Annotated in this window: 15 protein-coding genes and 2 pseudogenes; 9 read left to right on the plus strand and 8 right to left on the minus strand. The window is 67.0% G+C overall.

The genetic code is table 11. The annotated features are described in order from the left end of the window. Positions 1–406: 406 nt before the first annotated feature. The 4 genes from XCC_RS20825 (at position 407) to hemF (ending at position 5976) form a co-directional block, all read left to right on the plus strand. Positions 407–2779: a S9 family peptidase gene (locus XCC_RS20825; RefSeq protein ID WP_019238099.1), complete on the plus strand. Its 2373-nt coding sequence runs from the start codon at positions 407–409 to the stop codon at positions 2777–2779. 725 nt (positions 2780–3504) lie between these two features. Next, positions 3505–4209: a hypothetical protein gene (locus XCC_RS20830; RefSeq protein WP_011039088.1), complete on the plus strand. Its 705-nt coding sequence runs from the start codon at positions 3505–3507 to the stop codon at positions 4207–4209. After that, on the plus strand, positions 4206–4775 hold the full coding sequence (locus tag XCC_RS20835; protein ID WP_011039089.1) for a membrane protein: 570 nt from the start codon (positions 4206–4208) through the stop codon (positions 4773–4775). Before XCC_RS20830 ends, XCC_RS20835 begins: the two co-directional genes overlap by 4 nt. A 301-nt stretch (positions 4776–5076) precedes the next feature. Continuing rightward, entirely contained in the window at positions 5077–5976 is a 900-nt protein-coding gene (gene hemF / locus XCC_RS20840) for an oxygen-dependent coproporphyrinogen oxidase (RefSeq protein ID WP_011039090.1), read from the plus strand. A 550-nt stretch (positions 5977–6526) separates the two neighbouring features. Here hemF and polA read toward each other — a convergent pair. Then, positions 6527–9310 carry a DNA polymerase I gene (gene polA / locus XCC_RS20845; protein WP_011039091.1) on the minus strand — a complete coding sequence of 928 codons (2784 nt, stop codon included), beginning with the start codon at positions 9308–9310 and terminating at the stop codon, positions 6527–6529. A gap of 77 nt (positions 9311–9387) precedes the next feature. Here polA and XCC_RS20850 point away from each other — a divergent pair, with 77 nt between their 5' ends. Then, positions 9388–9669, plus strand: a complete 282-nt coding sequence (locus XCC_RS20850) for a DUF2782 domain-containing protein (RefSeq protein ID WP_011039092.1) — start codon at positions 9388–9390, stop codon at positions 9667–9669. A 268-nt stretch (positions 9670–9937) separates the two neighbouring features. On the opposite strand, the pseudogene tssA reads toward XCC_RS20850, so the two are convergent. The 3 genes and pseudogenes from tssA to XCC_RS20865 form a co-directional block, all read right to left on the minus strand. Beyond that, positions 9938–10773, minus strand: a pseudogene (gene tssA, locus XCC_RS20855) (type VI secretion system protein TssA); the annotation flags it as partial. Between the two features lie 388 nt (positions 10774–11161). Next, entirely contained in the window at positions 11162–11608 is a 447-nt protein-coding gene (locus tag XCC_RS20860) for a universal stress protein (protein ID WP_011039095.1), read from the minus strand. A 100-nt stretch (positions 11609–11708) separates the two neighbouring features. Next, on the minus strand, positions 11709–12269 hold the full coding sequence (locus XCC_RS20865; RefSeq protein WP_164923351.1) for a sugar O-acetyltransferase: 561 nt from the start codon (positions 12267–12269) through the stop codon (positions 11709–11711). 452 nt (positions 12270–12721) lie between these two features. Between XCC_RS20865 and XCC_RS20870 the strand changes: the two are divergent. Continuing rightward, positions 12722–12976, plus strand: a pseudogene (locus XCC_RS20870) (hypothetical protein); the annotation flags it as partial. 183 nt (positions 12977–13159) lie between these two features. On the opposite strand, the gene uvrD reads toward XCC_RS20870, so the two are convergent. The 4 genes from uvrD to XCC_RS20890 all read right to left on the minus strand — a co-directional run bounded on the left by uvrD (position 13160) and on the right by XCC_RS20890 (position 20054). Next, positions 13160–15346 carry a DNA helicase II gene (gene uvrD, locus XCC_RS20875; protein ID WP_011039097.1) on the minus strand — a complete coding sequence of 729 codons (2187 nt, stop codon included), beginning with the start codon at positions 15344–15346 and terminating at the stop codon, positions 13160–13162. A 271-nt stretch (positions 15347–15617) separates the two neighbouring features. After that, complete coding sequence (locus XCC_RS20880) at positions 15618–17009, minus strand: FAD/NAD(P)-binding protein (protein WP_011039098.1); 1392 nt, start codon at positions 17007–17009, stop codon at positions 15618–15620. A gap of 306 nt (positions 17010–17315) precedes the next feature. Further along, positions 17316–18734, minus strand: a complete 1419-nt coding sequence (cls, locus tag XCC_RS20885) for a cardiolipin synthase (protein WP_029629072.1) — start codon at positions 18732–18734, stop codon at positions 17316–17318. Between the two features lie 15 nt (positions 18735–18749). Continuing rightward, positions 18750–20054: a LysR substrate-binding domain-containing protein gene (locus XCC_RS20890; protein WP_050911806.1), complete on the minus strand. Its 1305-nt coding sequence runs from the start codon at positions 20052–20054 to the stop codon at positions 18750–18752. Positions 20055–20155: 101 nt separating this feature from the next. On the opposite strand from XCC_RS20890, the gene XCC_RS20895 reads away from it, so the two are divergent. The 3 genes from XCC_RS20895 (at position 20156) to XCC_RS20905 (ending at position 23132) form a co-directional block, all read left to right on the plus strand. Continuing rightward, positions 20156–20827, plus strand: coding sequence for a 4-carboxy-4-hydroxy-2-oxoadipate aldolase/oxaloacetate decarboxylase (locus tag XCC_RS20895; protein ID WP_011039101.1), 672 nt, complete (start codon positions 20156–20158; stop codon positions 20825–20827). Next, positions 20820–21875: a 4-oxalomesaconate tautomerase gene (locus XCC_RS20900; protein ID WP_011039102.1), complete on the plus strand. Its 1056-nt coding sequence runs from the start codon at positions 20820–20822 to the stop codon at positions 21873–21875. The genes XCC_RS20895 and XCC_RS20900 overlap by 8 nt, the downstream gene beginning before the upstream one ends. Before the next feature lie 234 nt (positions 21876–22109). Next, the gene (locus XCC_RS20905; RefSeq protein WP_011039103.1) at positions 22110–23132 is read left to right on the plus strand and encodes an amidohydrolase family protein; all 1023 of its coding nucleotides are present in this window, start codon (positions 22110–22112) and stop codon (positions 23130–23132) included. Positions 23133–23985: the final 853 nt, after the last annotated feature.

A 23985-nucleotide genomic window follows, 5' to 3' on the forward strand; every position in this document is an offset into this window, starting at 1 on the left:
GCTTGGCGCCGGAAAGCGCTGATTGGAAGCATGGAGCGCTTGGCACACGCGCTGATAGGCGCCGCATAAATATGCACGCATCGCCGACGCGTGATTCGTGCAGCAATCCCGCGCTCGTCGCCGGATGAGCGTCAATGCAAGCGCTCTGCTGCTGGCCCACCGAAACACGCTGCGATCGTGAAACGCGGTTGATCGCCACAATTTCCGGCACGCGCGCTTGTCTCAATCGCGGCCGCCTCGCACGACAACGCAGTCCGCCGTGTAGCTCTAGTCCAGCCTGCTTCAATCACAGCAATCACCACCGATGACCCGCGCACAGACGCCATCACGCATGACCTGTGGCCCAGCCCCGTGCGGAAACGAACTGCTAGGCTTGCCCGCTCTTCTTGCGTTTCGATCCTGTCCGATGCCCAGATTGTTGCCGTTGTCCCTCCTGTTGCTGGCCGCCACTGCGCAGGCGCAGTCCACCGCACCGCTCACCATCGAACAGGTGATGGCCGACCCGGACTGGATCGGGCCGTCGGTCGAGCAGGCCTGGTGGCAATGGGACGGCAAGCAGGTGCAGTACCAGCTCAAGCGCGAAGGCAGCCCGGTGCGCGATACCTATCGCCAGCCTGCAGCGGGCGGCACCGCCGCCGAGCGTGTGGCCGACACCGCGCGTGCGGGGCTGGATGCCGCCAACCCGAGCTACGACGCCGGCCGGCAACGCATGCTGTTTACGCGCAACGGTGACATCTTCCTGCGCGATCTGCGCTCCGGGGCGCTGACCCAGCTGACCCGCAGCAACGAGGTCGAATCGCGCCCGCAATTTGCCAGCGATGGCGGTGCGATCTGGCGCGCGGGCAACAACTGGTACCACTGGCGTGCCGATGGCGGTACCGCGCAGGTGGCAGTGGTGAAGGCCGAGCGCGATCCCAACGCCGCGCCCAAGGCCGATGTGCTGCGCGAGCAGCAACTGGCCACCCTGGCCACCTTGCGCCGCGACCGCGAGCAACGCGAGGCGCTGCGCACCCAGGACGATGCCTGGCGCCGCGCCGACAGCACCCGCGCACCGGCACCGGTGTATCTGGGCGATGAGGTGGAGATCGTCGACAGCGCGCTGTCGCCGGATGGACGCCATCTGCTGGTGGTCACCCAGGCCAAGGGCGCCGACGAGGGCCAGGACGGCAAAATGCCCAAGTACGTCACCGAATCCGGCTACGAGGAATTCCAGGAAGTCCGCACCCGCGTTGGCCGCAATGCCCCGGTGGCGCACGCGCTGTGGCTGGTGGACGTGGCTGCCGGCAGTGCCAGAGCGCTGTCGTTCGACCCGTTGCCCGGCATCGCCACCGACCCGCTGGCCGCGCTGCGCAAGGCGGCCAAGAAAGATCCGCTCAAGGGAAACCGTGCCGTGCGCGTGGAAAGCGACGGCGATGGCAGCGGCCCGGCCGTGCACTGGAGCGATGACGGACGCAACGTGGCGGTGGAAATCCGCGCCGTGGACAACAAGGACCGCTGGATCGCCAGCGTGGATCTGGACGATGCCAAGCTGCAGCCGCGCCATCGCCTGAGCGACAGCGCCTGGATCAACTGGGGCTTCAACGAATTCGGCTGGCTGCCAGACAACCGCACGCTGTGGCTGCTGTCGGAAGAATCCGGCTATTCGCAGCTGTACACGGTGGAAGGCAATGGCAAGCCACGCCAGCGCACCCGCGGCACATTCGAAGTGTCCGCACCGGTGCCCAGCGCCGATGGCAGCGGGATGTTCTTCCTGTGCAACCGGAAATGGCCGGGCGATTACGAGGTGTGCAAGCTGGATCTGCGCACCGATCAGCTCAGCGAAGTCACCGCGCTCGACGGCGTGGAAGATTTCAGTCTGTCGCCGAACGGCCAGCAGGTGCTGGTGCGTTATTCCGGCAGCTACCTGCCCCCGCAGTTGGCGGTGGTGCCGGCCGCTGGCGGCCAGGCCACGGTGCTCACCGACACGCGCACCGCTGCCTTCAAGGCGCAGCCGTGGATCGCGCCGCAATACGTGCAGGTGCCTTCAACGCACGGCGCCGGAACGGTGTGGGGCAAGTACTACGGCCCGCAGCATCCCGAGCCCGGCAAGCAGTACCCCATCGTGATGTTCGTGCACGGCGCCGGCTACCTGCAGAACGTGTCGGCGCGCTACACGCCGTATTTCCGCGAGCAGATGTTCCATAACCTGCTGGTGCAGCAGGGCTACATCGTGCTGGATCTGGACTACCGCGCCTCCGAAGGTTACGGCCGCGACTGGCGCACCGCGATCTATCGCAACATGGGCCATCCGGAACTGGAAGACTATCTGGACGGCCTGCACTGGCTGGTCGACACCAAGCAGGGCGATCGTACGCGTGCCGGCATCTACGGTGGCTCCTACGGCGGTTTCATGACCTACATGGCCCTGTTCCGCAGCCCGGGCACGTTCAAGGCCGGCGCCGCGCTGCGGCCGGTCGGCGACTGGATGCAGTACAACCACGAGTACACCTCCAACATCCTCAACACGCCCGACCTCGACCCGCAGGCCTACAAGACCTCCTCGCCGATCAACTATGCCGACGGCTTGCGCGACCATCTGTTGATTGCGCACGGCATGATCGACGACAACGTGTTCTTCAAGGACTCGGTCGACATGACCCAGAAGCTGGTCGAGCTGCACAAGGAAAACTGGCAGGTGGCGCCGTATCCGCTGGAGCGCCACGGCTTCACGCGGGCCGATTCGTGGCTGGATGAGTACAAGCGCATCCTCAAGCTGTTCAACGAACAGGTGAAGCCGTAACGGCAGCGGTCCTGTCAGGGCGATGCGTCGTGTATCGCCATGGCGTGGAGGTAATGCCGGCATTGCGTTCGCCGCCCTCCACGCTGGTGCGGTTACACAGTGCGAGCGCCAGCGCGTTTGATTCGCAGATAACCGCGTGCGTGGGGGCATCAGCGTGCTTGCCAGAGGGTCCGAGTGACGCGACCGTATGTACAAGCGCACCTGGGCGCGATGGGACTTCTCGGTAAAGCCCCATCGCGCCCGGTGCGCTCCTACGACGGAATGCTGCGGCTGAGAGGAATCCGCCAGATCGGACACCCGGGCGCTTGGTTCGCGGGAAATGGCATGTGTGGGGTCTTTTCTCATCGGCGTGCTTGTGCAGAGCGTCCGAGTGACACGAATCACCCGTAGGAGCGCACCTGGGCGCGATGGGAGTTCCCGGTAATGCCCCGTCGCGTCCAGGTGCGCTCCTACGGCGGAATGCTGCGGCTAAGAGGAACAGGCCAGATCGGCTGCCAGCGCTGCGTCGACCCATGATCGGAGTGGTGTATGCCGACCACGTGTGCGCGCACGGCAGTGACGCTGCAACGCACTCACCCCACCCTACGTGTCACGCATTAAGCTTGGTGCAGGATCGGCAGCAGGCATGCGTGTATGCGCCTCGTGCGCCGGTCCGCTGCATGACCGGTGCGCCACCGGCCGCGCGGCGCCATCCATTCCTCAATCGGCGCGTAGAAGGGATCGCGATGGGCCTGTGGGACCGTTTGTTTGGACGCAAGACCCCGGCGACACCGCCGCCCGCTGCAGCGCAAGCGGCGCCCGCCGCGGATGCAGATCCCGCTGCCGACATCGATCCACAGCTGCAACCCGCGCTGGCGCTGTTCCAGCAGGGCGATCACGTCGGTGCGTACAACGCCGCCGTGGCGCATCTGGACGTCGGTGCCGATGCGCACCGCCTGTGCGCGATCTCGCTGAGCGCCCTGGGCCGGTACCACGAAGCGTTTCCGCATTGGCTGGCGTTGTTCGAGGTGGAGCAGAGCGCGCACAACGCGCTGCAACTTGCCACCACCTCGGTGATGTGCAACGAGATCGACCGTGGCGAAGCCTGGCTGATGAAGTTCGACCAGTTGAACGAGCAGGAACGCGCCACCTCGCCGGCCACCGCGCGTACCAATTTCCTCAGCGCGCTGACCCAGGCCGGCCACGGCGAGCATGCATTGCCGCACCTGGAATGGCTGCGCGAAGCGTATGCCGGCATGTCGATCACCGATGGGCATTTCCTGTTCGTCCGCGGGCTGCCGTTCTTCGAAACGTTTCTGGAGCGCAGCACACCACTGTTGCGCGTCTGCCTGCCCGCCGATGCGCTGGCCGACTGGTATCTGCAGATGCAGCCGGCGCTGGATGCACCGGGCCAGGCGGCAGTGGCCGCGCACGTCGCCTCACTGCAATGAACCGCACGCGGTCACCGGCAACGCGCGGCGGGTTCGTCACGCCAATGGCGTGGGTGTCGCTGCTGCTGGGCGTGGCCAGCGCGCTGACCAACCTGCTGCAGATCCTGCTGATCGGGCTGGTGCCCGGCTCCACCACGCTGCCACTGCCCCCGGGAATGCGCATGCCCGCTTCCTGGCAATGGCTGATCGACCATGCGGTGAGCTTGTCGGTGCTGGGCATGGTGCTGTCGGTGGCCTTCGCCTGGATGAGCTGGGCCTTGCTGCAGCGGCGCGAGTGGGCGCGGATCGGCTTCGTGCTGGTGCTGGTGGTCACCGGATTGCTTAATTTCGCTGGCTTGGCCCTGATAGGGCCGCTGTTCGATGGCCTGCAGTCGATGCTGCCGGCCGACATCCTGCACAGCCCGGAGTGGCCGCAGATGCAGGCGCGCCTGCAGACCACGCGACTGATGGCGCTGCTGCTGACCGGCATCGGTGCGCTGGTGATCGCGCTGTTTCAGTGCGCCCTGGCGTGGCGGCTGTGCGCGCCTGCGGTGCGCGCGGAGTTTGCGGCCTCGCCACGGGGCTGATCGTTCGCCTGGAATCACGGCTGGGAGCGGTTGTCTTCAATCGAAGAGACCTCGCGTGCGTGGCGCCCGCACTGCCTGCGGGGCACGGCGCCGATCCAGCCTGGAAAACGCCTTCGCGACCGCCCTGCCGCCCCAAGCCCCTGCACGCAGTGATGGCTCTGCACCTCCACGGTGGATCGGCGTGGTGGCGACAACCTGGCGGCCCTGCACGCGAACGACCAGACGACCCACCGCGTCGCACGCGACACCTTGGCGCGGGTGCGAAATGCACGCAGCGCGGTGCACCGCTTAGAATCGAGGCATGAACGAATTCGACCGTGTACGTGACTATCTGACCGATCTGCAGGACCGCATCTGCGCCGCCGTGGAAGCCATCGATGGCAAGGCGCGGTTTGCCGAGGACCTGTGGCAGCGCGCGGAAGGCGGCGGTGGGCGCACCCGCATCCTGCGCGACGGTGCGGTGTTTGAGCAGGCCGGCATCGGCTTCTCCGACGTGTCCGGCGCGCGGCTGCCGCCCTCGGCCAGCGCGCATCGGCCCGAGCTGGCCGGCGCCACCTGGCGCGCCTGCGGGGTGTCGCTGGTGTTCCACCCGCACAATCCGCACATCCCGACCACACACGCCAACGTGCGCTACTTCCGCGCCGAGCGCGATGGCGAAATGGTGGCGGCCTGGTTCGGCGGCGGCTTCGACCTGACCCCGTTCTACCCGGTCGACGAAGACGTCATGCACTGGCACCGCACCGCACAGGCGCTGTGCGCGCCGTTTGGCGAGGAACGCTACGCCGCGCACAAGCGCTGGTGCGACGAGTACTTCTTCCTGCGCCACCGCAACGAGACCCGCGGCGTGGGCGGGCTGTTCTTCGACGACCTGGGCCAGGACTTCGAACGCGACTTCGCCTACCAGCGCGCGGTCGGTGACGGTTTCCTGGACGCCTACCTGCCAATCGTCGAACGCCGCAAGGACACGCCCTACGGCGAGGCTGAGCGCGCCTTCCAGCTGTACCGGCGTGGCCGCTACGTGGAGTTCAACCTGGTCTACGACCGCGGCACCCTGTTCGGGCTGCAGAGCGGTGGCCGCGCCGAGAGCATCCTGATGAGCCTGCCGCCGCAGGTGCGCTGGGAATATGGATTCCAGCCGCAACCAGGAAGCGCCGAGGCACGTCTGGCCGATTATTTGATTCCGCGCGATTGGCTCGGCTGAATGTCCAAACGCGTCACCGATGAAACACAGTGTTGATTCACGGATTAAATCGGCCCTATTTAAATTTGTGATTGCGGACGAAACCAGTCGCCCCGTCGTTCGATGAACTGGTTATGTTGCGCTGCACGCAGTGACGCGTGCATTGTGGCTGTCAGCACGCTCAGTAAAAGCGCTGAAGAGTGCCATCCGCCACTGCCGCTACGCTGTAGGCGCTGAGTCCGATTCACCGCTGTAGCACTGCGGCATACATGGCCAGCATGAGAAATCGCGGGCAATAAAAAGCCCCGCAGACCAGGGGGAGGTCGGCGGGGCCAGGGAACGGAAACTTGGGGAGGAGTTTCCGCTCCGAGATCTGCTCCAGGGGATGGGAGAGATCTGCCGACAGGCGTTGCGCCCGTCGAGGGATATAACACCATTTTCTACATTGATGGATCGTGAAGATCGCCGTTAAGAATTTGTAGAATTTAGCGGTTATTCAGTGCTGCGGCGCGGTGCGAGTTTCTGAATATTCTGATCTGCGTATTCAGCATACGAGGCATGCGCTGCGCCATCAATGCGCCTCGTCCCAGTTATCGCCCACGCCCGAATCGACCACCAGCGGCACGCGCAGGCTGGCGGCCGCAGACATGCGCGCGGTGACCTCGGCCAGCAGCGTGTCGACGAAGTCGGCGTCGGCCTCGAACACCAGTTCGTCGTGCACCTGCAGGATCATCAGGGCGCGCTGCGCGTGATCGGCAATCCAGCCATCCACGCTGACCATGGCGCGCTTGATGATGTCGGCGGCGGTGCCCTGCATCGGCGCGTTGATGGCCGCGCGCTCGGCGCCGGCGCGTTGGCCCTGGCTGCCGGCGTTGATGAAGTCCAGATACAGCCGGCGGCCGAACACGGTTTCCACGTAGCCCTTGTCGCGGGCCTGCTGCCGGGTGGTTTCCATGAAGTCACGCACGCCCGGGTAACGGCTGAAGTACAGCGCGATGTAGTCCTGCGCCTCGCCACGGCCGATGCCGAGCTGGCGGGCCAGGCCGAACGCACTCATGCCGTACATCAGGCCGAAGTTGATCGCCTTGGCGGCGCGGCGCTCATCCCCGCTGACCGTATCGATGGTGCGGCCGAACACTTCGGCGGCGGTGGCACGGTGCACGTCGGCGCCGGATTCGAATGCGCCGACCAGGCCGGGGTCGCCGGACAGGTGGGCCATGATGCGCAGCTCGATCTGCGAGTAGTCGCAGGCGATCAGCTTGCGTCCGGCCGGGGCGACAAAGGCGCGGCGGATGCGGCGGCCGTCTTCGGTGCGGATCGGGATGTTCTGCAGGTTGGGGTCGGACGAAGACAACCGCCCGGTGGCCGCGCCGGCCTGGTGGTAGCTGGTGTGCACGCGCCCGGACTGCGGGTGGATCATCTCCGGCAGCTTGTCGGTGTAGGTGCTGCGCAGTTTGGCCAGGCTGCGGTAGTCCAGGATCACCCGCGGCAGCTCGTGCTGGTCGGCGATGGCTTCCAGGGCTTCTTCGTTGGTCGAGGGCTGGCCCTTGGGCGTCTTGACCACGGCGGGCAGCTTGAGCTCGTCGAACAGCAGCGCCTGCAGCTGTTTGGGCGAGTCCAGGTTGAAGGTGCGCCCGGCCAGTTCGGTGGCCTTCTGCTGGGCGGCGAGCATGCGCTTGGACAGGTCCGCGCTCTGGCGGCGCAGCTCGGCTGCGTCCACGCACACGCCGTTGGCCTCGATGCGCTCCAGCACGCCCACCAGCGGCATTTCGATGTCGCGGTAGACACTCTCCAGCGCCGGCTCGGCGGCCAGGCGCTTGCCCAGCACCTGGTGCAGGCGCAGGGTGATGTCGGCGTCTTCGGCGGCGTAGCGGGTGGCGTCTTCCAGGCTGACCTGGGCGAACTTGATCTGCTTGGCGCCCTTGCCGCAGATGTCTTCGTACTTGACGGTGTCGTAGCCCAGGTAACGCTTGGCCAGGCTGTCCATGTCGTGGCGGGCACTGCCGGAGTTGAGCACGAAGCTCTCCAGCAGGGTGTCGTCGGCGTAGCCGGCCAGGGCGATGCCGTGGCGGCGCATCACGTGCAGGTCGTACTTGCCGTGCTGGCCGAGCTTGCGCACCGCCGGGTCGGTCAGCAGCGGCGCCAGCTGCGCCAGCGCCTGCGTGCGGTCGAGCTGGGCCGGTGCGCCGGGGAAATCGTGGCCGAACGGCAGGTAGGCGGCCTGGCCGGGCTCGGCGGCGACGCTGAGGCCGATCAGGTTGGCCTGCAGCGCGTCCAGGCTGTCGGTTTCGGTATCGAAGGCGAACTGCCCGGCCGCGCGCAGCCGCGCGATCCAGCTGTCGAGCTGCGCCTGGGTGAGGATGGTCTCGTACTGGCCGGGCGCCGACAGCGCCGGGTCCAGCTCCACCGGAGCGGCAGCCGGCGCCGACACGAAGCCGGTGCCGCGTGCGCGGCCAGGCTCGGTGCGCGCCACCGCCATCGGTGCGGTCAGCCCGCCGGCCTCGGCGGCGGCGCCGCCGAGTTCGCGCAGCGCCTGGGTGAAGCCGTAGCGCGCGTACAGCACCGCCAGCGCTTCGGCGTTGGGTTCGCGCAGGTCCAGCGCGCGCGGACCGCTGGCCAGCACCACGTCGGTCTTGATGGTGACCAGCTCGCGATTGAGCGGCAGCCGCGGCAAGGCGGCGCGCAGGTTCTCGCCGATCTTGCCCTTGATCTTGTCGGCATTGGCGATCACGCCGTCGAGCGAGTCGTATTCGGCCAGCCATTTGGCGGCGGTCTTGGGGCCGCACTTTTCCACGCCGGGCACGTTGTCGACGGTGTCGCCCATCAGCGCCAGCAGGTCGACGATCTGGTTCGGGCGCACGCCGAATTTGGCGATCACCGCCTCGTCCGAATCCATGCGGCTGCCGCTCATGGTGTTGACCAGTTCCACGCCCGGGCGCACCAGCTGCGCGAAGTCCTTGTCGCCGGTGGAGATGGTGACGGCCAAGCCGTCGCTGGCGCCTTGCAGCGCCAGCGTGCCGATCACATCGTCCGCTTCCACACCGTCGATGCGCAGGATGTCGATGCCCAGCGCATGCACGATGTCGCACATCGGCTGCACCTGTGCACGCAGGTCGTCGGGCATCGACGGGCGATTGGCCTTGTAGTCGGCATACAAGTCATCACGAAATGTCTTGCCGGGCGCATCCACCACGAACGCCACATAGGCCGGGCGTTCCTTCAAGGTGGCGCGCAGCATGTTGACCACGCCGAACAACGCACCGGTGGGCTCGCCCTGGGCATTGGTCAGCGGCGGAAGCGCGTGGAACGCGCGATACAGGTAACTGGACCCGTCGATCAGGACTAATCTGCTCATGCCGTAATTCTACGCTGCACGCCCACGCCACACCCGGCCAGCGCATACTCGGTGACGACCTCACACGGACCATCACGATGAAGAGAGCAAGTCTTTTGCTGTTGCCGCTGCTGCTGCTCGGCGGCTGCGCCACCACCGGTGGCGGCGGCGATGTGCCGGCCAACGCGGATGTCACCAGCAAGACCATGGGCAACGGCGACAAGGTCGACGAATACCGCGTCAACGGGCAGCTGGAAATGGTGCGCGTGACCCCCGCACGTGGCGCGCCGTACTTCCTGTACGACCGTGACCATGACGGCCATACCGACGCCGAGCGTGACAAGGTCAACAAGACGTATTGGCAGTTGTATAGCTGGTGATTGGGGAGCGGTGATTGGGAATTCGGGATTGGGGATTCGCTAGGCGAAGAGCTCAGCGATTGCGTCGCCCGGTGCTTGTTTGGTGAGTCCTGAAGGCGTCGTGCGTGGTGTAGATGCTGCGGGCCAAACGGGCCCGCAGGTTTCGGTGCGACGAAGCACTGAAGCAGGCTTGCTGGGCGAGCGGATCCGGCAATCCTGCAGCGCCCGGCGAGCGGCTGGTAGCGCCGCTGCTGTCGCCCTGCGGCAGCTGATAGCGGTGAGCGCGTTGTCAGCTGTTCTCCAGCGGGCCGGTGACGCGTTGCAGTTCATCGATCCCGCCTGGCGCCAGTTCCTTCATCAGCGCCAGGACGTCGCAGCCAACCAGTCGCTGCGCGCGCCGCAACAACATCGGCACCGGGCTGGACGGTTCGTTGCGGGCGTAATAGGCGCAGATCTCCTCCAGCCGCCGCATGACATCGTCCGGGCCGGCGATTCCCCGGTGCGACGCGTCGGGCTACCCGCAGCGGTGGCACCGTCATCGCCTGAATGCTCGGTGCTGTCGGCGGCCTCTCCCGTGCTGCCTTGCCGCGCCTGCCAGTGCGGCAGCACGAAGCGCTCCAGATCGCGCAGGTCGGCCAGCAGCGGACGCAGGTCCGGCGCGGCGGTGCCGAGCTGTTCGGTGAGCCAGGCATCGATCGCCCGTGCGGTGGCGGCGGCGTCGGTAATCGCCTTGGCCGAGGCCGCCAGCGTGTCGAGCGGGCAATCCAGGCAGCAGGCCTCGATCTCGGCCAGGCTGGGCACGGCCTGCCCTTCGGCCAGCTTGAGGCTGCCGTTGGCGGCGCGCAGGTCGCGCAGGCTGAAGCGGCCCAGCCGCGGCGACTGCACGAAGGCGGTGGTGCGCAATGCGCCAAGCAGGCCCATCGGGTCGCTCAGGCCCACCAGCGCGTTGACCCGCGCGGTGGGGTCGTTGTCGTCGTCGGCATCCAGTTGCGGGTGCACGCTGTCCCAGTGCTGGCCGAGCAGGCCGTGGATCAGCGCCAGGGCGTCTGCCCAGCCAGGCAGCCCGCGCAGCCGCAGCCAGGCGGCGCCGAGCTTGCTGGCGATACGCACGTCGCGGCTGCGCCTTGGGCGCTCCTACAATGATCCGCATGCATCACGCTGCGCGTGCCGGTGAGCGCGCTGCTGCCGAGCTACCTCAGACGAATGACCAACTGCACACACCTGCGTAGGAGCGCGCTTGCGCGCGATGAGCCTTCCCGGTAATGCCCATCGCGCCCAAGGGCGCTCCTACGGTGATCCGCACGCATCACGCTGCGCATGCTGCTGAGCGCGGCTGTTGCCGAGTTACCTCAGGCGAATAACGAGCTGCACGCCCTGCGTAGGAGCGCGCTTGCGCGCGATGAGGCCTTCCCGGTAATGCCCATCGCGCCCAAGGGCGCTCCTACAAACGTTCTGCACGACTAGCCTGGACTCGATTGATCATCGCGCTCGCATCAACGCATCAACCCCGATCTCAACGAATCACCAGCACCGGAATCGTGCTGTGTGTGAGCACTTCCACCGTCTGGCTGCCGAGCAATACGCGGCTCATGCCGCGGCGGCCGTGCGAGGTCATCACGATCAGGTCGCTCTTGCACTCCTCGGCGGTCTGCACAATGCCCTCGGCCGCAAAACGGTCAAGCACGTGCCGCGCGGTCGCCTTGAGGTTCGCAGCGATCGCCAACTCCACAGCCGGGCGCAGGATCTTTTCCGCAGCCGCTTCGCGCTCCTTGCGATAGTCCGGGCTGGCTTCGTACCCCACGCTCCAACCCATCGCGTCGTACATGCCCATCGCCCACGGCTCGGAGACGGTGACGATATCGACCTTGGCGCCAGTGGCCTTGGCCAGTTCCAGACCCTGAAACAACCCGCGGTGGGACAGCTCGGACGCATCGATGGCGATCAGGATACGTTTGTACATGGTGGCCTCCTGGAATGCCGGCACATCCACCGGCGGAAATCAGCGTGACAGCGCAGCGCAACTATCGCCTTGAGACAGATCAATGCAGCGGGAAACGCGGTCAATCGGTCGGCGTCGCCTGCGGATCGGTGCGCGCCATGCGCACACGCGCAGGATTCCCCACCGCAGTGGCGCCTGCCGGCACATCGCGGGTGACCACCGCACCGGCCCCGATCAACGCATCGTCGCCAATGCGCACGCCCGGCAGAATGATCGCACCGCCGCCGATCCACACATTACGTCCCACATGAATCGGGCGGCCAAACTCCAGCCCGCTGGCACGATCGGTCGCATCGCGCGGATGGTCGGCCGCGTAGAACTGCACCGCCGGGCCGATCTGCGTGCCATCGCCGATGCTGACCTCGCACACATCCAGAATCACGCAATTGAAGTTGAGAAAAACCCCCGCACCCAAACGGATGTTGTAGCCATAGTCGCAATGGAACGGCGGGCGAATCACTGCACCCGCGCCCACCTCGGCCAGACGTTCGACCAGCAAGGCATGGCGCTGCGCAGCGGGCTGTTGCGCAGCGGCGTTGTAACGCGCCATCCACGCGGCGGCGGCAGCCTGATCGGCCTGCAGTTCGTCATCGGCCGCGTTGTACAGCTCGCCTGCGAGCATCTTCTTTTTTCGGTGCACATCGGGCTGTGTGCCTTCATAAAGTCGGTTCGACCGCAGCTTGTCACGAAAGCTGTGGCGAATGCATCGAGCAGCGCACCACCGCGTTTGGCTGTCTGGATCTTCTGACCTGACTCGTTGCCTGTGCCGTATAGAACCAGTGAGAGATCACTGGCTCGGCCCTAGTAGCGCCAAGGAAGGTGGCGAGCAATTGCCAGGCGGCTGTTAAGGGCGCGCAGAAGCCGCAATATTCGCATCGTCAGATGCAGATGCGTTGTGACGCGGCGGCGGCATAAGTAATACTCGCTCCGACAGTGCCGTTCCACGCTGTGCGCTCTCAAGGATGACCCCATGAAAAACGTTTTTACGTTTGCCTGGCCGCGCTGCTTGCGATCTGCTGCAGCGCACCCGCTTACGCCACCTCAAGCCTTTCCTTCGAAGGCGGCGGCTACGCAATGACATTTGAAGTCGGCAACGACGGCCGCCCTGTTATCGCCAGCATCCATTTCTACGCGCCGGGCGACTGCAAGGGCGTCCCATTGCAGAACGACTTCGAGGTAAAAACCTTCGATACCAAACGCAGAGTATTGCGGTTGATTTACCCGGGTGGCGGCCAGGGAGTGCCACCATTTGCACTAGTTGTGCTCGCGGACAAGTCGACGCTCACCATAGGAGGTAAGCGAATCAACTCCACCTTCAGCTGGGAAATGTCGGCGTACGGCACCAAAGTCGATGCAATGCCATCTCCCATAAGGCTGGTCGTCAAGCGATGAAGCAATCTCGGCGGGCTTGGTGAGCTCCGACATCAGCCAGCCTTTCCGCCCTACCGATAAGCGCCAGCTTGCCCTGATAGCTTCACCCGGGCGACAGGATTGGCGCTGGTAAGGGCTCGCCTACACCACCGTCAGATTCGCGTACGCCATCACCAGCCACTTGGCGCCCACTTCATCGAATTGCACCTGCACGCGTGCATGCGCGCCGGCGCCTTCGTAGTCGACAACCACGCCGCCACCGAACTTGGGGTGTTCGACATTGGCGCCGAGCTTGATCGGCGCGGCGTCCACCACGGCATGTACCGGGCCGCCGCGTGCGGCGCCCAGCGAGGCGGTGCGCGAGACCTGCACCTTGGGCCGCACTTCATGCAGCAGGTCGCGCGGGATCTCGCGCAGAAAGCGCGACGGCACGTTGTAGTTGTCCTGGCCGTGGATGCGCCGCGATTCGGCGTAGCACAGCACCAGCTTCTGGCGCGCGCGGGTGATACCCACGTAGGCCAGGCGGCGTTCTTCTTCGAGCCGGCCGCTTTCTTCCAGCGAGCGTGCGCTGGGGAACAGGCCGTCTTCCAGCCCGACCAGGAACACGATCGGAAATTCCAGGCCCTTGGCCGAGTGCAACGTCATCAGCTGCACGCCTTCTTCGCCGGCCTGCGCCTGGCCTTCGCCGGCTTCCAGCGAGGCGTAGGCGAGGAAGGCCACCAGTTCGGTCATGCCCTGGCTGTCTTCATCGTCCGGGCGGGTGAAGCGCGAGGCCACCGAGACCAGTTCGTCCAGGTTCTCGGTGCGCGATTCCGAATCCAGCCCGCCGCGGCTTTCCTTGGCCCAATGCTCGCGCAGGCCCGAGCGCATCAGCACATGGTCGATGCGCTCGGCCAGGTCCATCTCGCCGGTTTCGGCCTGCAGCTGGCCGACCAGGCTCAGGAACGTAGCCAGCGCATTGCGTGCACGCGCCGCAAGAGTATTTTCCTGCGTGCACAGCATTGCCGCTTCCCACAGCGACAGCGCATTGGCGCGTGCCAGCCGGCGCACTTCATCCAGGGTGCGATCGCCAATGCCACGCGTGGGCGTGTTGACCGCGCGCTCGAACGCCGCATCGTCGCTGCGGTTGGTGAGCATGCGCAGGTACGCCAGCGCGTCCTTGATTTCGGCGCGTTCGAAAAAGCGCATGCCGCCATACACGCGGTACGGCAGTTGTTCGGCAATCAGTGCTTCTTCCAGCGCGCGCGATTGCGCATTGCTGCGATAGAGCACCGCCACTTCGCCATAGCTGCCGCCATCGCGCACCCACTGGCGCGCGCGCTCGACTACATAGCGGGCCTCGTCGACTTCGTTGTAGGCCGCGTACAGATCGATCGGGTCGCCATCGCCGGAATCGGTCCACAACTGCTTGCCGATGCGGTCGGGGTTATGCGCGATCACCGCATTGGCCGCGCCCAGAATATTGGCGCTGGACCGGTAGTTCTGCTCCAGCCGCACCGTCTGCGCACCGGGGAAATCCTTGAGGAAGCGCTGCACGTTCTCGACCTTGGCACCGCGCCAGCCGTAGATGGCCTGGTCGTCGTCGCCCACCACGAATACGTGGCCGCTCTCGCCGGCAAGCACGCGCACGAAGGCGTACTGGATGGCGTTGGTGTCCTGGAACTCGTCGACCAGAATTTCGCGGAAGCGCGCGCGGTAATGCGCCAGCAAGGCCGGGGTGTCGCGCAGTAATTCGTGCGCGCGCAGCAGCAGCTCGGCGAAATCCAGCAGCCCGGAGCGGTCGCAGCGTTCCTGGTAGGCGGCGTACACCTGCCGGCGCACCTCGGTCCAGTCGTCGTTGGGCTCGGGCTGGATGTGTTGCGGGCGGCGGCCTTCGTCCTTCTGCTCGTTGATCCACCAGCCCATCTGCTTGGGCGGATACTTGGTCTCGTCCAGCTCCAGCGACTGCACCACGCGCTTGACCAGCCGTAGCTGGTCGTCGCTGTCCATAACCTGGAAGCCTTCCGGCAGCCGCGCGTCCTGCCAGTGCAGGCGCAGCAGGCGATGGGCCAGCCCATGGAAGGTGCCGATCCACATCCCGCGGCTGCCGTTGCGCAGTTGCAGGTCGGTGCGGTGGCGCATTTCGCCGGCGGCCTTGTTGGTGAAGGTCACCGCGAAGATGCCGTGGTTTGGCACGCCCTGGACTTCATTGAGCCAGGCAATGCGATGGATCAGCACGCGCGTCTTGCCGGAGCCGGCGCCGGCCAGCACAAGGTAATGCCCCGGCGGCGCGGAAACGGCCTCGCGCTGGGCGGGGTTTAAATGATCGAGCAAATGAGAGACATCCACCCGGGCATTTTACCGGTTGTGGCGTCGCTGCGGCTGAGATTGGGATGAAGGGGTTTGGGATGCGAGGCTTCGCTCGGACCCTCATCCGCTCCTTCGGGGCACCTTCTCCCGATGGGAGAAGGGAACAAAGCCCCTCTCCTACGGGAGAGGGGTTGGGGTGAGGGTACGGGGCGAAGCCACTACGAGTGGTGGGTAACACGAAAGCTTCGCTCGGACCCTCATCCGCCCCTTCGGGGCACCTTCTCCCGGCGGGAGAAGGGAACAACGCTCCTCACCGCCCAAGCAATACCAGCACATCCCGCGCAATCGCCGTTGCCTGCTCACGCAGTTCCGGTACCGCCAGGCTTTCCCAGAGCGAGCCGATGCGCAGGCTGCCGATCACCCGCAGGCGTGGATTGGGGCGGCCATCGGCATCGAGCAGCGCGCTATTGGACGCGGTGTCCACGCCGATGCCATGCGGGCCGGGCGTGGCGATGCCCTGGCCCAGCAGCTGCTGCAGCAGGCCGTTGCGCATGGCCTGCACGCGCATTTCCACGCCGGTGGCGTTGATCAGCGTCTGCACATCCAGCTGCAGCGCATGCCCGGCGCCGGCGCTGGCGCTCACCCGCACACAGGCGCCGGCCTGGTACGCCACATCCAGCCGCGCGCGATGCAGTTGCAATTGCCCGCGCGCCTGCATTGCCTGCAGGTGCGCATGCACCGGCGCGGCGATGCGGTGGCGGTGCACATCCCAATAGCGCACCACATGCCGCAAGAAGCGGCGCTGGTCGGCGGCCGACAGCGTCTGCCATAGCGCCTGGCTCAACGGGCGGATGCGCTCCATCACGCTCTGCCAGGGCAGGCCCTGCGCGGCCGCGTCGCGCGCATGCCGGCGCAATGCGCGCATGCGCGCGCGCAGGGGCAGTGCCAGCAGCGGTTGCGGGTCGAACGGTGCCGGCGTGGCGTGTGCGTGCGGCAGCGGCAGCAAGCCGTGCCGCGAGACCACGTGCACCGCGCCGCGGTGCTGCTGCGCGGCCAGGGTGACCACGCTGTCGGCCATGCTCAACCCCGAGCCAATGATGCACACCGCCGCGTCCTGCGGGATCTGCGCCACTGAGGGCGTGTCCCAGGCTTCCACTCGCTGGCCGGGCGCCAGGCCGGCGGCGCCGCGCAATGGCAGCGGCCGCAATGCATTGCCCACCGCCAGGATCACGCTGGCAGCCTGCAGGTGCTGGCCGTCATCCAAATGCAGCAGCGCGCCTGCGGCGTTTGGCTGCAGGTCGCGTACGCGAGCGCTGCAGACAGTGAGTGTGGCGGGGCTGCGCGCGCAGGCCTCTTGCAACCGAGCACGCAGGTACGGGGCATATAGGCAGCGGCCCACGAACTGCTGCGGCAGTTGCGCCGCGTCCAGCGCCGGGCAGGCCTGCGTGGCCTGCAGGTAGGCGACAAAATCGCCTGGCAACTCGGCCAGCGCGCTCATCCGCGCGGCCGGCACATTGAGCAGATGCTCGGGCCGCGCCGTGGCGTAGGCCACGCCTTCGCCCAATGCCGCGCTGGGCTCGATCATGACGATCTGCAGCGGCGCGGTGGCCTGGCGCAGCAGCTGCAACGCCACCAGCACGCCGGACGCGCCACCACCGACGATGGCGATCGCTGCATCGCCGGGTACACGCTGTTCGTTCATGCCGCAATTGTAGGCGATGGCCGCGTCGGGCCCATGACCACGGGTGCGGCGGCAACCGACATGTGAGGTGCTGGATTCGCTGCGCGGCAGCTGACTGCCGGGTGATGTCCGCAGCCCCACGCGGTGGGACTGCACGCAGCACCCAGGCCGGTACCGGCCGGCGCCACGCTGTGGGTGCGCCGCGCTCTATCACCCGTGGCAGCAGCGTGCGTGCATGCACTACGCCAACGCTGTGCGAATCAGGCCACCATGCTGCCCGACGCTTCAATGCCAGGCCTCACCGCGCGACAGCCATCCAGCCGCCCGCTACATCAATGCATCCGCCAGGCGTGCGATGCCTTCGCGGCTTCGCCGCCAGGCCGGGCGGCGGCGCCACTGCGCGATGTCCACCGGCTGCGACTGCGCCAGGTAATCCTGCTCGATCTCGCGCAGGCGTAGCACCACGTTGCGGTCGTAGCAGAGCATGCCGATCTCGGCATTGAGCGCGAACGAGCGGATGTCCAGGTTGATCGAGCCCACCAACGCAATGTCTTCATCCACGCTCAGATGCTTGGCATGCAGAAAGTGCGGCCGGTACAGCGCAATCTTCACTCCACAGCGCAGCAACTCTTCGAAATAGGCCTCCTGCGCCCACGCCGCCAGCCGCTGGTTGTTGTGTTCGGACAGGATCAACTGCACGTCCACGCCAGACATCCCGGCAATGCGCAGCGCACTGAGCATGGCTTCGTCCGGCACGAAATACGGCGTGACCAGCACCACCTTGCGGCGCGCCAGATGGATCACTGCGTTGATTGCATCGCGCGCGTTCTCGAACGGATACGCCGGCCCGCTGGGCAGCAACTGGGTGGCGATGTTGTCGTCGTACACCGGTGCGTCCGGCCACACGTCCAGGCGCTGCCCGGTTTCGGTGAACCAGTCGCTGGCGAACACCGCTTCCAGGTGGTTGACCACCGGCCCGCGTACGCGCGCGACCAGTTCGCGATTGGGCGCGCCGGCGATGAAGCCGGGTGCGGCCAGGTTCTGCGAGCCGACAAAGCCGACCTGGTTGTCGATCACCGCAATCTTGCGGTGGTTGCGCAGGTCCATGCGCCCGCTGCGGCGCCAGCGCAGCCCGCCGGGCAGCAAGGCCAGCACCTCCACGCCACTGGCCTGCAGGCGCTGGCGATAACGGCGCAGGCCACGCTTGGCGCCCATGGCATCCAGCAGCAAGCGGCAGCGCACGCCGCGTGCGCAGGCGCGTTCCAGCGCAGCCACCACCGCCTCGCCCACCGCATCGTCGAACATCAGGTAATACAGCAGATGCACACGTTCCTGCGCCTGGTCGATCGCGGTAATCAACGCCTGCAGCGAGGCCTCGTAGTCGTCCAACAGTTCCACCGCATTGCCCAGCGTGGGCATGAAATCGCCCTGCCGCTCGATCAACGGCACCACCTCGGCGCTGCTGGTGTCCGGCTGCGGGGTCCAGCGCAAGGCGTGCAATGGCAGCTGCTGCTCACGGATCACCTGCGAGGCCGTGGCCTGGCGTTGTACGCGCTGCCGCGATAGCCACGGGTGGCCGAACAACAGGTACAGCGGCAGGCCCACCACCGGCACGAAGCCGATCAGCAGCAACCAGCTGCGCGCCGCCCCAGGCGTGGTGCGGGTGGGGATCCACAGCAGCGCGGCCAGGCGGATCGCCCAGTCCAGCGCCAGCAGCCAGGTCCCTTGCAACCAGTCAGGCAGCATCGGCATCGGGTCTCGTCAAGGGGAGCCCGATTCTGACCGGGCCGCGCATAAACGCAACGGCCCGGACGCCGCCGCGCAATGCCGGAATGGCCCGGCCGCAGTATCGGCCGGCAGCGCGCGGTCGGCGCACACCTGGCGCACGGTCTGCACGAAGGCCGACTGCGCGCGGGTGGGGTGCCAATCAGCGCGTGTGGTCAGGCCAATCTGCCGGCGCAGCTGCGGCACCGCCAGGCCGATCTCGCACAGCAGCCCGGCGCGTTGCTCGAACAGGAACTGGTCGCGCGACATCACGGTCAGCCACTCGTCTTCCAGCAGTAGCCCGCGGATGACCAGCACCGACCCGCATTCGATGCGCGGCGGCGGCGGCTCCAGTTGCTGGTCGCGGAACATGCGCTCCCAGCGCGCGCGCAGCGGCGTGCCCGTGGCCGCCACCACCCATGGGTAGTCCAGCAACTGCGCGAAGGCGTAGGCCTGCCCGGCCAGCGGATGCCCGCTGCGCGCCACGATCACCGCCGCATCGTCGAATAGCGCGTCCTGCACCACGTCGTGCACGGGCAACGGCTCGCGCAACGCGCCGATCAACAGGTCCAGCCCGCCCTCGCGCAGCTGCGCCAGCAACTCGGGATACGGCCCTTCGACCACGCTGACGATGGCGCCGGGGTGGCTGCGTGCGAAGCGCGCCAATGTACGCGGCAGCAATACCGCACGGGCAAGTGGCATCACCCCCACCGTCACCCGCCCGGCGTGCTGGGAGCGCAGCGCGGCCACCTCGTCCAGCCCGGCGCCCAACTCCGCCAGGGCGAGCCGCACCTGCCGCAGCAGCCGCAGCGCCACCGGCGTGGCGTGCACGCTCTTGCCGCGGCGCACGATCAACGGCACTTCGACCACATCGGCCAGCGTCTGCACCGCGCGGTAGATGGCCGGCTGCGAGACCCCGGTGCGCACCGCCGCCAGCGAATAGCTGCCGGCCACGTCCACCGCCACCAGTGCCTGCAGCTGCCCCAGCGACACCCGCCGCTCCAGGCCCGGGCGGGCTGGCAGCCGCAGCGCGCGCCGCGCCACCCGCAGCCCGCGCCCCAGATGCGCCAATGCGCGCACCACCCGCGGTGCCAGCAGGCGCGTGGCCTCGGTGCCGGCCATGCCGCCGGGGTGGCGGTCGAACAGCCGCACGCCCAGTTGCTGTTCCAGCCGCGCGATGGCCTGGGTGAGCGCCGGCTGCGACAGGTTCACCTGTGGCGCGGCGGCGCTGACGCTGCCCGCTTCGGCCACCACATGCATGGCATACAGGTGGCGCAGGTTGATTTCGAAGGGTGTCGACATGCTCTAACTATAAGCAGAACCAATAGACATACCTTAAATTGATCTTGAGCCAGCAGGCGCTCCACCAACAGACTCGGCGCATTGCTAACGAGGATGGATGGATGAGCAAGGTCGTCACCGACATCGCGCGTGCCCCGGTCGCGGTCGTGCAAGGGTTGGCGCAGGCGGGCGTGGCCACCGTGCACGAAGCCATGGGCCGCAGCGGGCTGCTGCATCACCGGCTGCGGCCGATCTATGCCGGCTGCCGCATCGCCGGTACCGCCGTCACGGTGTCGGTCCCGCCGGGCGACAACTGGATGATGCATGTGGCGATCGAGCAACTGCGCGATGGCGACCTGTTGGTGGTCGCGCCCACCAGCGAGTGCTGCGACGGCTATTTCGGCGACCTGCTCGCGACCTCGGCGCAGGCGCGCGGCTGCCGTGGGCTGATCATCGACGCCGGCGTGCGCGACGTGCGCGACCTCACCGCCATGGGCTTCCCGGTGTGGAGCCGCGCCATCTGCGCGCAGGGCACCATCAAGGAGACCCTGGGGGCGGTGAACGTGCCGCTGGTCTGCGCCGGGCAGCTGATCCAGCCAGGCGATGTGGTGGTGGCCGACGACGACGGCGTCTGCGTGGTGCCAAGCGCCCAAGCCCCGGCGGTCCTGGCCGAGGCCCAGGCACGCGAAGCGCGCGAATTGATCAAGCGCGAGCGGCTGGCGCGCGGCGAACTGGGCCTGGACATCTACGCCATGCGTGAGCGCCTGGCCGCGAAGGGCCTGCGCTATGTCTGAGGGCGTGCGCGCGATGTGGATGCGCGGCGGCACCTCCAAGGGCGGGTTCTTCCTGGCTGCGGACCTGCCGGCCGACACCGCCGCGCGCGACGCCTTCCTGCTGCGCGCCTACGGCTCGCCGGACCCGCGCCAGATCGATGGCATGGGCGGCGCCGACCCGCTCACCTCCAAGGTGGCCGTGGTAAGCCGCTCCGCGCGCGAGGATGCCGATGTGGACTACCTGTTCCTGCAGGTCTCGGTGGACCAGGCGCAGGTCAGCGACGCGCAGAACTGCGGCAACCTGCTGGCCGGCGTGGGGCCGTTCGCGCTGGAGCGCGGCCTGCTGCCCGCACAGGACGGCCAGACTGCGGTGCGCATCTTCATGCGCAACACCGGCACCGTGGCCACCGCCACCGTGTGCACGCCGGGCGGCCAGGTGACCTACGCCGGCGACACCCGGATCGATGGCGTGCCCGGCACCGCCGCGCCCATCGCGCTGGCCTTTGCCGAGATCGCCGGTTCCAGCTGCGGCGCGCTGCTGCCCACCGGCAACCCGGTGGACCTGCTGGACGGCATTGCGGTCACGCTGATCGATAACGGCATGCCCTGCGTGGTACTGCGTGCCAGCGATGTGGGCATCCGCGGCGACGAAGACCGCGCCACGCTCGATGCCGATGTCGCGCTCAAGGCGCGCCTGGAAACCCTGCGCCTGCAGGCCGGGCCGCTGATGCGGCTGGGCGATGTGGACACCGCCACGGTACCGAAATTGATGCTGGTCTCCGCCCCACACAACGGCGGCGCGATCACGGTGCGCTCGTTCATTCCGCATCGCTGCCATGCCTCCATTGGCGTGCTGGGTGCGGTCACCGTGGCCACCGCCTGCCTGCTGCCCGGCACGCCGGCGCACGCGCTGGCACAGCTGCCGGGCGGCACCACGCAGCAGCTGGAGATCGAACACCCCAGCGGCGCCAGCAGCTGCCTCATTGCACTGGACGCGCACGGCAACGTGGTGCGCGCCGCTGTCGTGCGCACCGCCCGCAAACTGTTCGATGGGGTGCTGTTTGGCTAGTCAGCGGCCCATGCCATTCATGCCGGCCGATGACGGCACGGCCGGGGGCTTGATGCAGCTGCCGGTGCCGGTGCACTCGGCAGCTCAGGCGGCACCGTCTGCGCGATGTGCCGCCTGCAGCGGCTACCGCCTGCGTAAACGCGCGTATGTAGGCACCTGCCGATCCCGCGCGCCCGGCTGCAGCGGCTGCAAGCAACCGCGCGATGCGCACGTTCCCTCATATCAGACGACCCGATGATCATCGACTGCCACGGCCACTACACCACCGCACCTGCTGCCCACGATGCGTTCCGCAAGGCGCAGATCGCCCATCACGACGACCCGCAGCAACCGGCCCCGCAATACCCGCACATTTCCGACGACGCCCTGCGCGAGAGCATCGAACAGCACCAATTGCGATTGCTGCGCGAGCGTGGCGCGGACATGACCATTTTTTCGCCACGCGCCAGCACCATGGCCCACCACATCGGCAACGAAGCGGTGAGCCAGGTCTGGACGCAGCGCTGCAATGACCTGATCGCGCGCGTGGTGCAGTTGTATCCGCACACCTTCATCGGTGTCTGCCAGCTGCCGCAGTCGCCGGGCGTTCCGATCAGCCACTCCATCGCCGAGCTGGAACGCTGCGTCAACGAACTAGGCTTTGTCGGCTGCAATCTCAATCCCGACCCGTCGGGCGGGCACTGGAACGGCGTACCGCTCACCGACCGTGCCTGGTACCCGTTCTTCGAGAAAATGGTGGAGCTGGACGTGCCGGCGATGGTGCATGTGTCCGGCAGCTGCAATGCCAACTTCCACGCCACCGGTGCGCACTACCTCAACGCCGACACCACCGCCTTCATGCAGTTCCTGGAAGGCGATCTGTTCCGCGACTTCCCGAGCTTGCGCTTCATCATTCCGCATGGCGGCGGCGCGGTGCCTTACCACTGGGGGCGCTTTCGCGGGCTGGCCGACATGCTGGGCAAACCGCCGCTGGCCACGCATGTGATGCGCAATGTGTTCTTCGATACCTGCGTGTATCACCAGCCGGGCATCGACCTGCTGTTCGAAGTGATCGACATCGACAACATCCTGTTCGGCTCGGAAATGGTGGGCGCGGTGCGCGGCATCGACCCGCAGACCGGGCATTACTTCGACGACACCAAGCGCTACATCGATGCGCTGACCATCTCCGATGCAGACAAGCGCAAGGTGTTCGAAGGCAACGCGCGGCGGGTCTACCCGCGCCTGGATGCGCAACTGCGTGCGCGTGGGCTGTAGCGGTGTTCCCTTCTCCCATCGGGAGAAGGTGCCCCGCAGGGGCGGATGAGGGTACGTGCGAAGCCTCTGGCACTCCAACCACTGCGAGTGGCTTCGCCCCGTACCCTCACCCCTACCCCTTTCCCGCAGGAGAGGGGATGTAGTCCGCCGCGGTGTAGTGGCCCAGAACGCCAGGCGGGTCTACCCGCGTCTGGATGCGCAACTGCGTGCGCGTGGGCTGTCGCGGTGTTCCCTTCTCCCATCGGGAGAAGGTGCCCCGCAGGGGCGGATGAGGGTACGTGCGAAGCCTCTGGCACTCCAACCACTGCGAGCGGCTTCGCCCCGCACCCTCACCCCTACCCCTCTCCCGCAGGAGAGGGGATGCAATCCGCCGCGGTGTAGTGGCCCAGAACGCCAGGCGGGTCTGCCCGCGTCTGGATGCGCAACTGCGTGCGCGTGGGCTGTAGGTGTTCCCTTCTCCCATCGGGAGAAGGTGCCCCGCAGGGGCGGATGAGGGTACGTGCGAAGCCTCTGGCACTCCAGCCACTGCGAATGGCTCCGCCCCGTACCCTCACCCCTACCCCTTTCCCGCAGGAGAGGGGATGTAGTCCGCCGCAGTGTAGTGGCCCAGAACGCCAGGCGGGTCTACCCGCGCCTGGATGCGCAACTGCGTGCACGTGGGCTGTAGCGGTGTTCCCTTCTCCCATCGGGAGAAGGTGCCCCGCAGGGGCGGATGAGGGTACGTGCGAAGCCTCTGGCACTCCAGCCACTGCAAGTGGCTCCGCCCCGTACCCTCACCCCTCTCCCGCAGGAGAGGGGATGTAGTCCGCCGAGGTGTAGTGGCCCAGAACGCCAGGCGGGTCTGCCCGCGTCT

Source organism: Xanthomonas campestris pv. campestris str. ATCC 33913 (assembly GCF_000007145.1).
In the GTDB taxonomy this organism is placed as follows: Bacteria; Pseudomonadota; Gammaproteobacteria; order Xanthomonadales; family Xanthomonadaceae; genus Xanthomonas; species Xanthomonas campestris.

Bases quoted from the DNA above. Each gene is read 5' to 3' on its own strand.
- XCC_RS20825 (WP_019238099.1), top strand. From the start codon at position 407: ATGCCCAGATTGTTGCCGTTGTCCCTCCTGTTGCTGGCCGCCACTGCG.
- XCC_RS20905 (WP_011039103.1), top strand. From the start codon at position 22,110: ATGATCATCGACTGCCACGGCCACTACACCACCGCACCTGCTGCCCAC.
- XCC_RS20835 (WP_011039089.1), top strand. From the start codon at position 4,206: ATGAACCGCACGCGGTCACCGGCAACGCGCGGCGGGTTCGTCACGCCA.
- polA (WP_011039091.1), bottom strand. From the start codon at position 9,310: ATGAGCAGATTAGTCCTGATCGACGGGTCCAGTTACCTGTATCGCGCG.
- XCC_RS20895 (WP_011039101.1), top strand. From the start codon at position 20,156: ATGAGCAAGGTCGTCACCGACATCGCGCGTGCCCCGGTCGCGGTCGTG.
- XCC_RS20850 (WP_011039092.1), top strand. From the start codon at position 9,388: ATGAAGAGAGCAAGTCTTTTGCTGTTGCCGCTGCTGCTGCTCGGCGGC.
- XCC_RS20860 (WP_011039095.1), bottom strand. From the start codon at position 11,608: ATGTACAAACGTATCCTGATCGCCATCGATGCGTCCGAGCTGTCCCAC.
- XCC_RS20880 (WP_011039098.1), bottom strand. From the start codon at position 17,009: ATGAACGAACAGCGTGTACCCGGCGATGCAGCGATCGCCATCGTCGGT.
- XCC_RS20830 (WP_011039088.1), top strand. From the start codon at position 3,505: ATGGGCCTGTGGGACCGTTTGTTTGGACGCAAGACCCCGGCGACACCG.
- hemF (WP_011039090.1), top strand. From the start codon at position 5,077: ATGAACGAATTCGACCGTGTACGTGACTATCTGACCGATCTGCAGGAC.
- XCC_RS20900 (WP_011039102.1), top strand. From the start codon at position 20,820: ATGTCTGAGGGCGTGCGCGCGATGTGGATGCGCGGCGGCACCTCCAAG.
- cls (WP_029629072.1), bottom strand. From the start codon at position 18,734: ATGCTGCCTGACTGGTTGCAAGGGACCTGGCTGCTGGCGCTGGACTGG.
- XCC_RS20865 (WP_164923351.1), bottom strand. From the start codon at position 12,269: ATGCTCGCAGGCGAGCTGTACAACGCGGCCGATGACGAACTGCAGGCC.
- XCC_RS20890 (WP_050911806.1), bottom strand. From the start codon at position 20,054: ATGTCGACACCCTTCGAAATCAACCTGCGCCACCTGTATGCCATGCAT.